Annotated in this window: 13 protein-coding genes; 10 read left to right on the top strand and 3 right to left on the bottom strand. The window is 71.6% G+C overall.

From position 1 onward, the window contains the following. Positions 1 to 130: 130 nt before the first annotated feature. Complete coding sequence (locus tag ACH4S9_RS11865; RefSeq protein WP_398371375.1) at positions 131 to 904, top strand: hypothetical protein; 774 nt, start codon at positions 131 to 133, stop codon at positions 902 to 904. A 111-nt stretch (positions 905 to 1,015) separates the two neighbouring features. On the opposite strand, the gene ACH4S9_RS11860 is transcribed toward ACH4S9_RS11865, so the two are convergent. Continuing rightward, complete coding sequence (locus ACH4S9_RS11860; protein WP_311728880.1) at positions 1,016 to 1,498, bottom strand: MarR family transcriptional regulator; 483 nt, start codon at positions 1,496 to 1,498, stop codon at positions 1,016 to 1,018. A 275-nt stretch (positions 1,499 to 1,773) separates the two neighbouring features. Here ACH4S9_RS11860 and ACH4S9_RS11855 point away from each other — a divergent pair, with 275 nt between their 5' ends. After that, on the top strand, positions 1,774 to 2,613 hold the full coding sequence (locus tag ACH4S9_RS11855) for a lysozyme (RefSeq protein WP_311728881.1): 840 nt from the start codon (positions 1,774 to 1,776) through the stop codon (positions 2,611 to 2,613). A gap of 92 nt (positions 2,614 to 2,705) precedes the next feature. Here ACH4S9_RS11855 and ACH4S9_RS11850 read toward each other — a convergent pair whose 3' ends face one another. Then, positions 2,706 to 3,230 (bottom strand): Uma2 family endonuclease, encoded by a 525-nt coding sequence (locus tag ACH4S9_RS11850; protein ID WP_361191432.1) that lies wholly within the window; start codon positions 3,228 to 3,230, stop codon positions 2,706 to 2,708. A gap of 163 nt (positions 3,231 to 3,393) precedes the next feature. Then, positions 3,394 to 5,814, bottom strand: a complete 2,421-nt coding sequence (lon, locus tag ACH4S9_RS11845) for an endopeptidase La (RefSeq protein ID WP_398371372.1) — start codon at positions 5,812 to 5,814, stop codon at positions 3,394 to 3,396. A gap of 218 nt (positions 5,815 to 6,032) precedes the next feature. On the opposite strand from lon, the gene ACH4S9_RS11840 reads away from it, so the two are divergent. The 8 genes from ACH4S9_RS11840 to ACH4S9_RS11805 all read left to right on the top strand — a co-directional run bounded on the left by ACH4S9_RS11840 (position 6,033) and on the right by ACH4S9_RS11805 (position 12,552). Beyond that, positions 6,033 to 6,398: a 6-carboxytetrahydropterin synthase gene (locus tag ACH4S9_RS11840; RefSeq protein ID WP_311728883.1), complete on the top strand. Its 366-nt coding sequence runs from the start codon at positions 6,033 to 6,035 to the stop codon at positions 6,396 to 6,398. A gap of 82 nt (positions 6,399 to 6,480) precedes the next feature. Then, complete coding sequence (locus ACH4S9_RS11835; protein ID WP_398371837.1) at positions 6,481 to 7,161, top strand: 7-carboxy-7-deazaguanine synthase QueE; 681 nt, start codon at positions 6,481 to 6,483, stop codon at positions 7,159 to 7,161. 1 nt (position 7,162) lies between these two features. Continuing rightward, entirely contained in the window at positions 7,163 to 7,759 is a 597-nt protein-coding gene (folE, locus tag ACH4S9_RS11830) for a GTP cyclohydrolase I (protein WP_398371370.1), read from the top strand. A 54-nt stretch (positions 7,760 to 7,813) separates the two neighbouring features. Next, positions 7,814 to 8,977: an IMP dehydrogenase gene (locus ACH4S9_RS11825; RefSeq protein WP_311728885.1), complete on the top strand. Its 1,164-nt coding sequence runs from the start codon at positions 7,814 to 7,816 to the stop codon at positions 8,975 to 8,977. After that, positions 8,974 to 10,347: an adenylosuccinate lyase gene (gene purB / locus ACH4S9_RS11820; protein ID WP_398371367.1), complete on the top strand. Its 1,374-nt coding sequence runs from the start codon at positions 8,974 to 8,976 to the stop codon at positions 10,345 to 10,347. Before ACH4S9_RS11825 ends, purB begins: the two co-directional genes overlap by 4 nt. After that, positions 10,344 to 11,363, top strand: coding sequence for an adenylosuccinate synthetase (locus tag ACH4S9_RS11815; RefSeq protein WP_311728887.1), 1,020 nt, complete (start codon positions 10,344 to 10,346; stop codon positions 11,361 to 11,363). Before purB ends, ACH4S9_RS11815 begins: the two co-directional genes overlap by 4 nt. After that, the gene (locus ACH4S9_RS11810; protein ID WP_311728888.1) at positions 11,360 to 11,887 is read left to right on the top strand and encodes a phosphoribosyltransferase family protein; all 528 of its coding nucleotides are present in this window, start codon (positions 11,360 to 11,362) and stop codon (positions 11,885 to 11,887) included. The genes ACH4S9_RS11815 and ACH4S9_RS11810 overlap by 4 nt, the downstream gene beginning before the upstream one ends. Then, entirely contained in the window at positions 11,884 to 12,552 is a 669-nt protein-coding gene (locus ACH4S9_RS11805) for an HAD family hydrolase (RefSeq protein WP_311728889.1), read from the top strand. Before ACH4S9_RS11810 ends, ACH4S9_RS11805 begins: the two co-directional genes overlap by 4 nt. Positions 12,553 to 12,779 lie beyond the last annotated feature (227 nt).

The raw sequence follows: 12,779 nt of genomic DNA, 5'->3' as shown, positions 1-12,779 counted from the left end.
GAAATCACCTGACCTCCTGACAGGATGCTCCCCCACACATCCCGGGAACCGTCAATCGCGACCAATCCGGCAAACGACTCCGCCACCTATCCGGCCGGGGGCGACGGACCCGATCCGGCAGACTGGCCGAATGCGCATCGAACTCGCCACCGCCCCCGGTGATCCCCACATCCCCAACGAGGACTACGCGTCGGTAGCGTTGCCGGCGTCCGGGCAGGGTGGCGCGCTGGTGGTACTGGACGGGGTGACGCCCCCCGAGGACGACGACGGATGCGTCCACGGCGTGCCCTGGTTCACCGCGCGGCTGGGCGGGGCGCTGCTCGAACTGTCCGGTTCGCGACGCGATATGCCGCTGACGGACTGCCTCTCACGCGCGATCGAGCGGACGGCCGCGGCCCACGGTCCCGAATGTGACCTTTCTCACGTTAGAACGCCGCAGGCGACGGTCGTCGCGGTGCGGTGGGACACGGAGCGGATCGAGCATCTGGTGCTCTCCGACTCCGCGTTGCTCATCGAGGGGACGGACGGCACGGTGACTCCCGTGCTCGACGACCGGATCGACCGGCTCCGCGCCGCGGGCCGGCGGCCGCTGGCCCCGCTGCGCAATGTCGAGGGCGGCTTCTTCACCGCCGCCGCCGACCCCGCGGTCGCCCGCAGGGCCGTGACCGGCACCCGCCCGCGCGCGGGGACGCGCGCGCTGGCGGCGCTCACCGACGGGGCGGCGCGATGGGTGGAGGTGTTCCGCGAGGGCGACTGGGCCGAGTGGATCGCCCTGCTGCGCAAGGAGGGCCCGCAGTCGCTGATCGACCGGGTACGGGCGGCGGAGGGCGCCGACCCGGAGCGGACGGGCTTCCCGCGCGGCAAGACCCACGACGACGCGGCGATCGTCTTCGCCGAGCTCTAGGGGCATCCGACACCCCCGTGCGCCGGGCCGCGCGCGGCCCGGCGTACTCCCGTCGCCACACCCACGTCGCCGGATCGGCGGACCTCGCCGATCCTGACGTACATGAGAGCCCTACTCCTGTGGCGGACGTGCGCCCTGGCCGGGCTCGTCGGTGAGCTGTACGGAGTTCAGCCGGTGCAGCAGCCGGGCGAGTTCGGCCACCTCGCTGCGCTCCCACGCCGCGAGGCGGCGCGCGTACCGCGTGCGCCGGGCGCCGCGCACCCGACGGAACCGGGCCCGCCCCTCATCCGTCAACTGAACCAGGAAGGCCCGCCCGTCCGCGGGGTCGGGAGCTCGTGCCACCAGCCCGAGATCCTCCAAGGCGCGCAATTGGCGGCTCATCGTCGCCTTGCCCACGCCGAAGTAGGCCGCGAGATCCGTGGCCCGCTGTTCTCCGGCGTCTTCCAGCCGCATCAGGAGTCCGTACGCGGCGGATTCCAGCTCCGGGTGGACTTCCCGGGCCAATTCACCCGAAGAGGCGCGGGCTCGGCGAAGGAAAACCGCCAATTCGCGCTCCAGAGCCAGGAATGCATGGTCTACACCAATTCCACCCATGGTGCGTCCCTCACCCCCCTCGGGGGGCAATGCCCCGTTATTATGCACGTCAGAGCCCTCTCCGGATTTTCATGGCCTGAAAGTTTCTTCCAAGCGCGGTCGTCGCCGCAGCTCCGCCAGTATTTCGCAGGATTAGACCAACGGCAGCAACCCGACCCCCTTCCGCGCCGCGTATCTACGCCCGTAGCGTCTACGCCCGTAGCGTCAGAGTGACATGGCCACACCAATGACAGACACGTGCACCTCTCCCCACACGAGGCCTTCGGAGGCACGCCATGCCCAAGTACAGACCTGGCACGACCCGGCGCACCCTCACCGCGCTGTTCGGCATTCTCGCCGCGCTCCTCGCGACGAGCTTCACGCTCTCCGGTACGGCCACGGCCGCGGACAGCGGGAAGAAACCCAACCCAGAGGACCACTGGGCGGGCTCCCAGATACTCAAGCACGAAGGCGGTTCCACGAGCGGCGAGGAACCGCCGGGGCTCCTCGCCTCCGTCGAAGGCGTTGACGTCAGCAGCCACCAGGGCAATGTCGCCTGGTCGACCCTCTGGAACAGCGGAGTCCGCTTCGCCTACGTCAAGGCGACGGAGGGCACCAGCTACACCAACCCGTACTTCGCGCAGCAGTACAACGGGTCATTCAACGTCGGCATGATCCGCGGTTCGTACCACTTCGCCCTGCCGGACAACTCCACCGGCGCGGCGCAGGCCAGGTACTTCGTCAGCAACGGCGGTGGCTGGTCCAAGGACGGCAAGACGCTCCCCGGCGCGCTCGACATGGAGTACAACCCGTACGGCGCCACCTGCTACGGCAAGAGCGCCAGCGCGATGGTCACCTGGATCAAGGACTTCACCAACACCTACAAGTCCCTGACCGGCCGCGACCCGGTGATCTACACCTCGACCAGCTGGTGGAAGAGCTGCACGGGCAACTCCAGCGCCTTCGGCAGCATCAACCCGCTGTGGATCCCGCGCTACGGCTCCTCCGTCGGTGAACTCCCGGCGGGCTGGGGCTTCCACACCATCTGGCAGTACACCTCGTCGGGCGCGACGGTCGGCGACCACAACCAGTTCAACGGCGCCCTGGACCGCCTCCAGGCCCTCGCCAACGGCTGACGCCCCCCGCGGCCCCACCCTCGGCGCTTCCGCCCTCCGGCGCACGGACCCGGCTGTCCGTGCGCTGGGGGGCGACGGGCTTTCAGTCCGTTTCAGTCCCGGGGGAATTCGTCGGTCTTGAGCGTCAGACCGACGACGGTGTCGGTCAGGTCCAGCTCGCTGCCGAAGGGGACGGTCACTTCGGTTTGGTATTCGCCGTCCTTGGGCTGGGTGAACAGTCGGCACCGGCCGACATACGGGTCGGCGATCAGATAGACGGGGACTCCGGCGGTGGCATAGGTCGCCTTCTTCGAGCCGTAGTCATTCATGCCCGTACGCTTCGAGATCACCTCGGCCACGAACTCCACATCCTGGTAGCGCCAGTTGCCGCTGGAGTCCTTGCCGGCGCTCTCGGCAAGCAGCGTCACGTCGGTGGCGAAGCCGTTGAGATAGCCGGGGTAGTCGATCCGCACATCGGACATCAGCCGCTTGTGCGGGTATCGCGTCCACAGCTGGTCGATGATGCCGATGGTGATTTCCCAATGGGTCTCCCGCTGGGGCCACGTGAAGATGTTCCCGTCGACAATCTCCACCTTGAATCCCTCGGGGACCGGCATCTTCTCAAGCGCCTCGAACATCCTGTCCAAGGTGAACTCGCTGACGATCACCGTGCCGCTCCTCCCCGCCGCAACTCGAATGCGTGCGACCGGTTGGTACAACGATACGACGGCCCTCACGACACGCGCGGCCCGGAACTCCCGTGCGAACGGGAGCCCCGGGCCGGCGTACCGGTGGCGTCCGTCACGCCGCCACCGGGACCTCCGGGGCGGCCGGGGTGGCCGCCGGGGTGAGGGCCAGTTCCAGGACGTGGCGGACGTCCGAGACCGGGTGGACGTCGAGCCCCGCCAGGACCTCGGCGGGGACGTCGTCCAGGTCGGGCTCGTTGCGCTTCGGGATGATCACGGTGGTCACCCCGGCCCGGTGCGCCGCCAGCAGCTTCTGCTTGACGCCGCCGATGGGCAGCACCCGCCCGGTCAGCGAGACCTCGCCGGTCATCGCCACGTCCGGGCGCACCTGGCGGCCGGAGAGCAGCGAGGCCAGGGCCGTGGTCATGGTGATGCCCGCGCTCGGGCCGTCCTTGGGCACCGCGCCCGCCGGGACGTGCAGGTGGACGCCGCGCTCCTTCAGATCACCGACCGGAAGCTCCAGCTCCGCGCCGTGCGAGCGGAGGAACGAGAGCGCGATCTGCGCGGACTCCTTCATCACGTCGCCCAGCTGGCCGGTGAGGGTCAGCCCCGCGCCGCCCGTCTCCGGGTCGGCCAGCGACGCCTCGACGAACAGCACGTCCCCGCCCGCGCCGGTGACCGCGAGCCCGGTCGCCACGCCCGGCACGGCGGTGCGCCGCTCGGCCGGGTCCTGGGCGGACTCGGGGGTGTGGTGCGGGCGGCCGATCAGCGGCCGCAGCTCGTCGGCGTCGATCGTGAAGGGCAGCTTCCGCTCGCCCAGCTCGTGCTGGGCCGCCACCTTGCGGAGCAGCCGCGCGATGGACCGCTCCAGGGTGCGTACGCCCGCCTCGCGGGTGTACTCGGCGGCCAGCCTGCGCAGCGCGTCCTCGGCCAGGGTCACCTCGCCCGGCTCCAGGCCGGCCCGCTCCAGCTGCCGCGGCAGCAGGTGGTCGCGGGCGATGGTGACCTTCTCGTCCTCGGTGTAGCCGTCCAGGCGCACCAGCTCCATGCGGTCGAGCAGCGCCTCGGGGATGGCCTCCAGGACGTTGGCCGTCGCGAGGAAGACCACGTCGCTCAGGTCGAGCTCGACCTCCAGGTAGTGGTCGCGGAAGGTGTGGTTCTGCGCCGGGTCCAGGACCTCGAGCAGGGCCGCGGCGGGGTCGCCGCGGTAGTCGGAGCCGACCTTGTCGATCTCGTCGAGGAGGACGACCGGGTTCATCGAGCCCGCCTCCTTGATGGCGCGTACGATCCGGCCGGGCAGCGCGCCGACGTACGTACGCCGGTGGCCGCGGATCTCCGCCTCGTCGCGGACGCCGCCGAGCGCGACGCGCACGAACTTGCGCCCCATCGCGCGGGCGACCGACTCGCCGAGCGAGGTCTTGCCGACGCCGGGCGGGCCCACCAGGGCCAGCACCGCGCCGCCCCGCCGGCCGCCGACCACGCCAAGTCCCCGGTCGGCGCGGCGCTTGCGCACCGCCAGGTATTCGGTGATCCGCTCCTTGACGTCCTCCAGGCCCGCGTGGTCGGCGTCGAGCACGGCCTTGGCGCCGGTGATGTCGTACGCGTCCTCGGTGCGCTCGTTCCAGGGCAGCTCCAGGACGGTGTCCAGCCAGGTGCGGATCCAGCTGCCCTCGGGGCTCTGGTCGGAGGACCGCTCCAGCTTGTCGACCTCCTTGAGCGCGGCCTCCCGCACCTTCTCGGGAAGGTCGGCCGCCTCCACCCGGGCCCGGTAGTCCCCGGACTCGTCCTCCGGGTCGCCGTTGAGCTCGGCCAGCTCCTTGCGGACCGCCTCCAGCTGCCGCCGCAGCAGGAACTCGCGCTGCTGCTTGTCGACGCCCTCCTGGACGTCCTTGGCGATCGACTCGGCGACGTCCTGCTCGGCGAGGTGGTCGCTCAGCCAGCCCAGGGCCAGCTTCAGCCGCGCCACCGGGTCGGCCGTCTCCAGCAGCTCCACGCGCTGCTGGACGGACAGGAACGGCGAGTAGCCGGAGTTGTCGGCCAGCTGGCCGACGTCGTCGATCTGCTGCACCCGGTCCACGACCTGCCAGGCGCCGCGCTTGCGCAGCCAGCTGGCGGCCAGGGCCTTGTACTCCTTCATCAGCTCGGTGACGGAGCCGGGCAACGGATCCGGAACGATCTCCTCGACCTGGGTGCCCTCCACCCACAGCGCGGCGCCGGGGCCGGTGGTCCCCGCCCCTATCCGCACCCGGCGCACACCGCGGATCAGCGCGCCCGGGTCGCCGTCGGAGAGCCGGCCCACCTGCTCGATCGTGCCGAGCGTGCCGATGCCCGCGTATGTCCCGTCGACGCGCGGCACCAGCAGCACACGCGGCTTGCCGCCGCCGCTGCCGCTTGATCGGGCGGCGGCCTGGGCGGCCTCCACCGCGGCTCGTACCTCACTGTCGGACAGGTCCAGCGGCACCACCATGCCGGGCAGTACCACCTCGTCGTCGAGGGGCAGCACGGGCAGAGTGAGCGGTGTGGACATCGAAGCCATGATCTCCCCTTCGGCAGGCAAGTTGAGCTATGCAGACTCAATGCCTGGAGGCCCGCCGATGTTCCCGGCCCGTTGTTCGCTCTGAGCGATCAGCCCGGCAGCCGGATATTTCGGAACCCTCACCGCCGCTTCTCGGTGTCCCCTTCGGCCGCCCCACGGTGCGCGCCGTGATGTGTCGCCCCCGCGCTCGTCGCCACGATGTGCGCAGGAGGTCCGAGATGGCATTCAGGATCAGCAAGGAATTCCACTTCTCCGCCAGTCATCGGCTGGACGGGCTGGCCGAGGGGCATCCGTGCGGCCGGCTGCACGGCCACAACTACGTCGTCGCACTCGAGCTCGCCGCGGGGCCGGACGGCCTGGACCCGACCGGCTTCGTCCGGGACTACGGCGACCTGTCCGCGTTCAGCCGGTGGCTGGACGATGACGTGGACCACCGTCACCTCAACGATCTGCTCACCGATCGCAATCCCTCGGCGGAGAACCTCGCGCGGTGGCTGTACGAGCGCTGGCTGCCGCGGTTCCCGGAGCTGAGCTCCGTACGCGTCAGCGAGACGCCCAAGACATGGGCGGAGTACCGGCCGTGACGCGGGCGGCCGCGGGCGCGAGCGGAGGAGGTGATGCCGCTGTGGAACCGAAACTCGTCGTGAACGAGATCTTCGGCCCCACCTGAGCGCCGTACAGGGAGAGGGACCCTCGGCGGGGCAGCGCTGCGCCTTTCTGCGGCTGGGCGGCTGCAACCTGGCGTGCCGCTGGTGCGACACCCCGTACACCTGGGACTGGACCGGTGTCGGCGACTCCGGGGTGGCCTACCGCCCCCGCGACGAGCTGCACCCGATGGCCTGGCGCGAGGTGCTGGAGCGGCTGCGGGCGTACGAGGTCCCCATGATCGTCGTCTCCGGCGGGGAACCGCTCAGCCAGCAGGCCCGGCTGCTGCCGCTGCTGCGGGCGCTCATCGACACCGGCCATCGCGTGGAGATCGAGAGCAACGGCACCGTCGTACCGCTGCCCGAGCTGGCCGGCCTCGGCGTGCGCTTCAACATCTCGCCCAAGCTGGCGCACTCCGGCGACGAGGAGGAGCGCCGGCTCGTGCCGGAGGCCCTGGCCGCGCTGGCGGCCGTGCCCGGGACCGCGTTCAAGTTCGTCTGCCGGACGCGGGACGACCTCGACGAGGTGGCGTCCATCGTCGACCGGTACGGCACCACCCCGGTGTGGATCATGCCGGAGGGCCAGACGCCACACGAGGTCGACCGGCACATCGCGGCCCTCGGCGACGACGTGGTCGCCCGTGGCTGGAATCTGACGACCAGACTGCATGTCGCCGTATGGGGTGACAGGAGGGGTGTGTGACATGAGCAGTGGAGCGGTGGAGGTGAACGGGGCGGCGGAGGACCGCGACCGGATGCCGGACCCGTTGGAGGACGTGGCGCGCCGGCTCCTCCTCGAAATCGGCGAGAACCCGGACCGGGAGGGCCTGAAGGAGACCCCGGCCCGGTTCGCCCGCTGGTGGCGGGAGTTCAGCAACTACGACCCGGGCGAGGTCGGCACCCTGTTCCCGCTGCGCAACCAGGGGCAGATCGTCATGGTCTCCGACATCAACCTGTGGTCGCTGTGCGAGCACCACCTGCTGCCGTTCTCCTGCGCCGTCACCATCGCGTACCGGCCCGAGGGCGATGTGCTGGGCCTGTCGAAGTTCGCCCGGATCGCCCACCGCCACGCGCACCGGCTCCAGGTGCAGGAGCGGCTGGTCCGGGACATCGCCGAGGAGATCACCGCGGTGACCGGATCCTCCGATGTCGCGGTGGTGGCCCGGGGCGAGCACCTGTGCATGAGCATGCGCGGCATCCGCACCCCGGCGCTCATGACGTCCTCGGTGTTCAACGGGATCTTCCAGGATCACGGGCCGGCCCGCCAGGAGCTCGTGGCCGCCATCTTCCACGGACGGTGACGACCACCGGACCCGCACGTCAGGCACCCACCACCCCTCGCTCAAGGAGTGCACATGGCTCTGCGTGAAATCCGCACCGGACTCAGCCTGGACGATGTGCTGCTGGTCCCGCGGCACACCTCGGTGGTGAGCCGCTCGGCGACACACCTGGGCACCGAACTCGCCGCCGGAATCGAGCTGAGCGTCCCGGTGCTGTCCGCGAACACCCCGTGGTGCACCGGCGCCCGGATGGCCGAGGCGATGGCGCGCCGCGGCGGCCTCGGCGTGGTGCACCGCATGCAGACCGCCGAGGACCAGGCCGCCGAGGTCGCGGCGGTCAAGGCGGCCGCGCCGCCGGGGCCCGGCGGGCCGGAGGACCCGGCGCGTCCGACGGTCGACGCCGACGGGCGGCTGCGGGTGGCCGCCGCGGTCGGGGTGACGGACGACTATCTGCGACGGGCCGCCCTGCTCGTCGAGGCCGGCGCGGATGTGCTGGTCACCGACGTGGCACACGGCCACGCCGACTACGTGATCAAATCCGTCGAGGAGCTGCGGTCCCGCTTCCCGGGCACCACCCTGATCGCCGGGAACGTGGCCACCGCGGCCGGCACCCGGGATCTGATCGAGGCCGGCGCGGACGCGGTCAAGGTCGGCATCGGGCCCGGCGGCATCTGCACCACCCGCATCGTCGCCGGCAGCGGAGTGCCCCAGCTCACCGCGGTCCTCGACTGTGCCGAGGAGGCCGATCGCAGCGGGATCCCGGTCATCGCCGACGGCGGCATCAAGGCACCCGGCGACCTGGTCAAGGCCCTGGCGGCGGGCGCGCGTTCGGTGATGCTCGGCAGCGCCCTGGCCGGGGCCGACGAGAGCGAGGCGAGGCTGGTCGAGCACGAGGGGCGGCGCGCCAAGGTCAGCACGGGGTTCGTCACCTTCGGCATGCGGCTGACCCTCAAGCGGGCGCGCGGGGAGCAGGTGAGCCGCGAGGAGCTGGACGAGTACACCCCCGAAGGCGTCGAGGCGACCTTCGCGTACACCGGCTCCCTCGCCGCCACCCTGCGGCCCTTCCTCGGGGGCCTGCGGTCCGGCATGAGCTACTCCGGCGCGCACTCCCTGGCCGAGCTGCGCGAGCGGGCCGAGTTCATCCGGATCACCCCGGCCGGTATGGCCGAGAGCCGCCCGCACGCGCTCCAGCGCGCCGACCAGGTCCCCCTGGACTACGCCACGGAGGCCGCTGGATGACCACCCCCCTGGACAGCGGGCGGTACGGCACCGACGAGATGCGCGCGCTCTTCACCGACCGGGCCCGCTATCAGTTCTTCGTGACGGTCGAGGGCGCGCTCGCCGAGGCGCAGGGCCGGCACGGGGTGCTCCCGGCCGAGGCGGCGGAGCACATCGCGCGGCAGGCCCGCGACCACGTCTGCGACCTGGACCGGATCGCGGAGATCGAGGCGATGAGCCGGCATGAACTCTTCGCCGTGGTGCAGGAGTTCGCGCAGGCGTGCGAGCCGTACGGGCGGTACGTCCATCACGGCGCGACCAGCAGCGACATCCTCGACACCACCATGGCCCTCCAGCTGGACGCCGCGATCGGCATCCTGCGGACCCGGCTGACCGCCCTGATGGCGGCCCTGCGCGACCGGATCGCCGCCGACGGGGATCAGGTGATGATCGGCCGCACCCATGGCCAGCACGCCCAGCCCATCACGCTCGGCTTCAAGCTGGCCATCGCGCTGGACCAGCTCACACGCTGCCTGGCACGGCTGGACGGGCTGCGGGACCGGGCCGTGATGGGCAAGGTGGCCGGCGCGGTCGGTTCCCTCGGCGGACTGGGGCCGTCCGGGGTGCCCGTACAGCACGAAGCGCTGGAGCGGCTCGGGCTGCCGGAGCCGCGGATCTGTGCCCAGGCCGTGGCCCGCGACCGGTACGCGGAGTTCGTGTGCTGGGCCGCCCTGACCGCCGCCTGCCTGGACAACCTGGCCACCGAGATCCGCAACCTTCAGCGCACCGAGATCGGCGAACTCGCCGAGTCCTTCGCCGAGGGCGACCAGATCGGCAGCTCGGCCATGCCGCACAAGCGCAATCCGGTCCGCAGCGAGCGGATCTGCTCGCTCGCCAGGCTGCTGCGCTCCGCGGTCGGTCCGGCCCTGGAGAACGTGGTCACCTGGCACGAGCGGGACCTGGCCAACTCGGCCAACGAGCGGTTCACCCTTCCCGAGAGCTGTGTGCTGCTCGACGAGATGCTGACCACCGCCACCGCCGTCGTACGCGACCTGCGGGTCTTCCCCGACCGGATGGCGGAGAACCTGGCCCTGTCCCGCAACGCGCACCTCAGCGAGGCCGTCCTGCTCGCCCTGGTCGCGGGCGGCATGGACCGGCTGGCCGGCTACCGGCTGTTGCAGGAGGCCAGCTCCGCGGCCGCCCGGGACCGGCGCGACCTGCTCGCCGTGCTGGGCGAGGACCCGCGGGTCACCGCCACCGTCCCGGCCTCGGAGCTGACCTCCCTGGCGAAGGCCGCGGCCGACGTCGGAGCGTGTGCGGATCTCGCGCGCGAGACGGTATCGCGCGCCGAAGCGGCGATGCGCAACTCCGGATCAGGAGGACGGACATGACCTGCACGATCGTGGTGGGCGGTCAGTGGGGCGACGAGGCCAAGGGCAAGGTCTCCAGCTATCTGGCGCTGCGTGACGACCCCGGCGTCGCGGTCCGCGCCGGGCTCGGCCCCGGCGCCGGACACACCGTGGTGCACGGCGGGCGGACCCTGCGGCTGCGGCAGGTGCCCAGCGCCGTGGTCAACCCCCGCACCCGGCTGCTCCTCGGCGCCGGCGTGCTCATCCGCCCCGAAGTGCTGCTGCGGGAGATCAAGGAGACCGGGGTCGGCGACCGCATCGGCGTCGACCACCGCGCCACCGTCATCGAACCCGGGCACGTCGAGGCCGAACAGGCCGACGCCGGGCTCCGCGACACGGTGCGCTCCACCGGCAGCGGGCATGGCCCGGCCCTCGCCGCCCGGGCCATGCGCTCGGCGCGCCGCGCGCGGGACGTGGCCGAACTCGCCCCGTATCTCACCGATGTGGCCGCCGAGGTGAACGCGGCGGTCGACGCCGGGGACGGGGTCCAGGTCGAGGGCACCAACGGGTTCGGCCTGTCCGTGCTGTACGGCAGCTACCCGTACACCGTCGGCAAGGACTCCACCGCGAGCACCGCCGCGGCCGACGTGGGCCTGGGGCCGCTCGCCGTCGACGAGGTGGTCCTGGTGTTCCGGGCCTATCCCACCCGGGTCGGCGCGGGCCCCTTCCCCACCGAGATCCCCGAGGAGGAGGCGGAGCGGCGCGGGATCGTGGAGTACGGCACGGTCACCGGGCGGCGCCGGCGCACCGGCACCTTCGACCTGGACCAGGCGCGGGAGGCCGTCCGGATCAACCGACCGTCGCGGCTGGCGCTCACCTTCCTGGACCATGTCACCCCCGACGCCCTCGGCGTGCGCGGCGGGGCGCTGCCCGCGGAAGCCGCCGCGTTCGTCCGGCACGTGGAGAAGGGCCTGGGGCGGCCCGTGGATCTGATCGGCACCGGCCCCGCCAGCGACGACCTCATCGACCGATGGACGGCACAAGGAGGCGAACGATGAACGCGACCCCCACCTGGCGGCGCGCCAATCTGCTCACCATCGGCTGGTCCGAGATGGGCCGGATGCTGACCGGCCTGGCCCACGACGTCAAGGAGAGCGGCTTCGCCCCCACTGTCATCGTGGGCATCGCCCGCGGCGGACTGCCGCCCGCCGTCACCCTGTCCAACCTGCTGGGGGTGACCGACTTCCGGATCCTGGGTATCCCCCGCAACACGACCAATTCCCGCTACAGCGAGAGAGGCGAGGCGGTGCTCGACTACATCACCCCGCAGCGCCCCGTGACCGGCGCCGACGTACTGATCGTCGACGACATCATGGGCGACGGCGGCACCATGGCACTGGCGGTGGACACCATCCGCGGGCTGGGTGCCGCGGAGATCCGCACGGCCGTGGTGGTGCGCAACGTGGGATCGCGGGGGCGCGCCGACTTCCAGGCCGTCGAGGTCGACGACTGGACGGTCTTCCCGTGGGAACTGCCGCCGGGGGCCGAGGACTCCACCACCGTCCTCGCGGCGCCGCGGTGAACCCCGGCACCACGGTCATCCTGGACCGGGACGGCACCCTCCTCGACTTCTACGAGATGTTCCACCAGTTCGTGCTCGATCTGCACCGCGATGAGCGGGTCTCACCGCCGCCGCGCGAGGTGGTGCTCGGATACGCGTACTGGAAGGCCATCACCAGCGGCAGTCTGCACATCGGCGGGGTGCGGGTCCTGGACCGGGTGGACGATGTGGCCCACCGCTACATGGCACACGGCACGCTCTACGAGGGTGCCGTGCCCGCGATCACCGCCCTGTTCGGCGCGGGTGTCCGGCTGGCGCTGGTGAGTTCCTGGGTCGGCACCGCGCCGACGGTCGAACTGCTGCGCAGGAACGGCGTGGGGCACTGCTTCGGGGAGGTCGTCACCCGCGACGACCTGCCCGGCCGGGGCGAGGAGGCCTCGGACGCGGACGTCAAGATCACGCTGGCCCGGCAGGCGCTGGTCCGGATCGGCCACCGCACGGACGACCGGCTGTTCGTGGTCGGGGACACCGCGGCCGACGTGGCCCTGGGGCGCGGTCTTGACGCGGCCGTCGTGGGGGTGCGGACCGGAAACGGCCACATGCTGCCCGACGCCCCGCCTGAAGGCCCCGACACCATGCTGCCCTCGGTCGCGGGCCTGGTGGATGTGGTGCTGGGCCCGAACTGACGGGTTCCTGTGGTGCCGAGGGCCGGGATCCGCGGAGGATCCCGGCCCCAGGACCTGTCGTCAAAGGGGGCGCCCTGCTCCCGACGTCTGGCACGGCTCCCCCAGCTACCGCTGGGAGGTGCCCCCAGCTGCGTTGTCGCATCGCCCAAGTACGCCCAGTACGAGGACGATGCTCCGCCTTGCGATCCTCCCCCAGCTACCGCTGGGAGGTGCCCCCTGCGCCAGAC

Origin of the sequence: Streptomyces sp. NPDC021225 (genome assembly GCF_044332865.1) — a bacterium.
GTDB lineage: Bacteria > Actinomycetota > Actinomycetes > Streptomycetales > Streptomycetaceae > Streptomyces.
The sequence above is the reverse complement of the archived record's forward strand: the minus strand, read 5'-3'. Positions and strand labels throughout refer to the sequence as shown.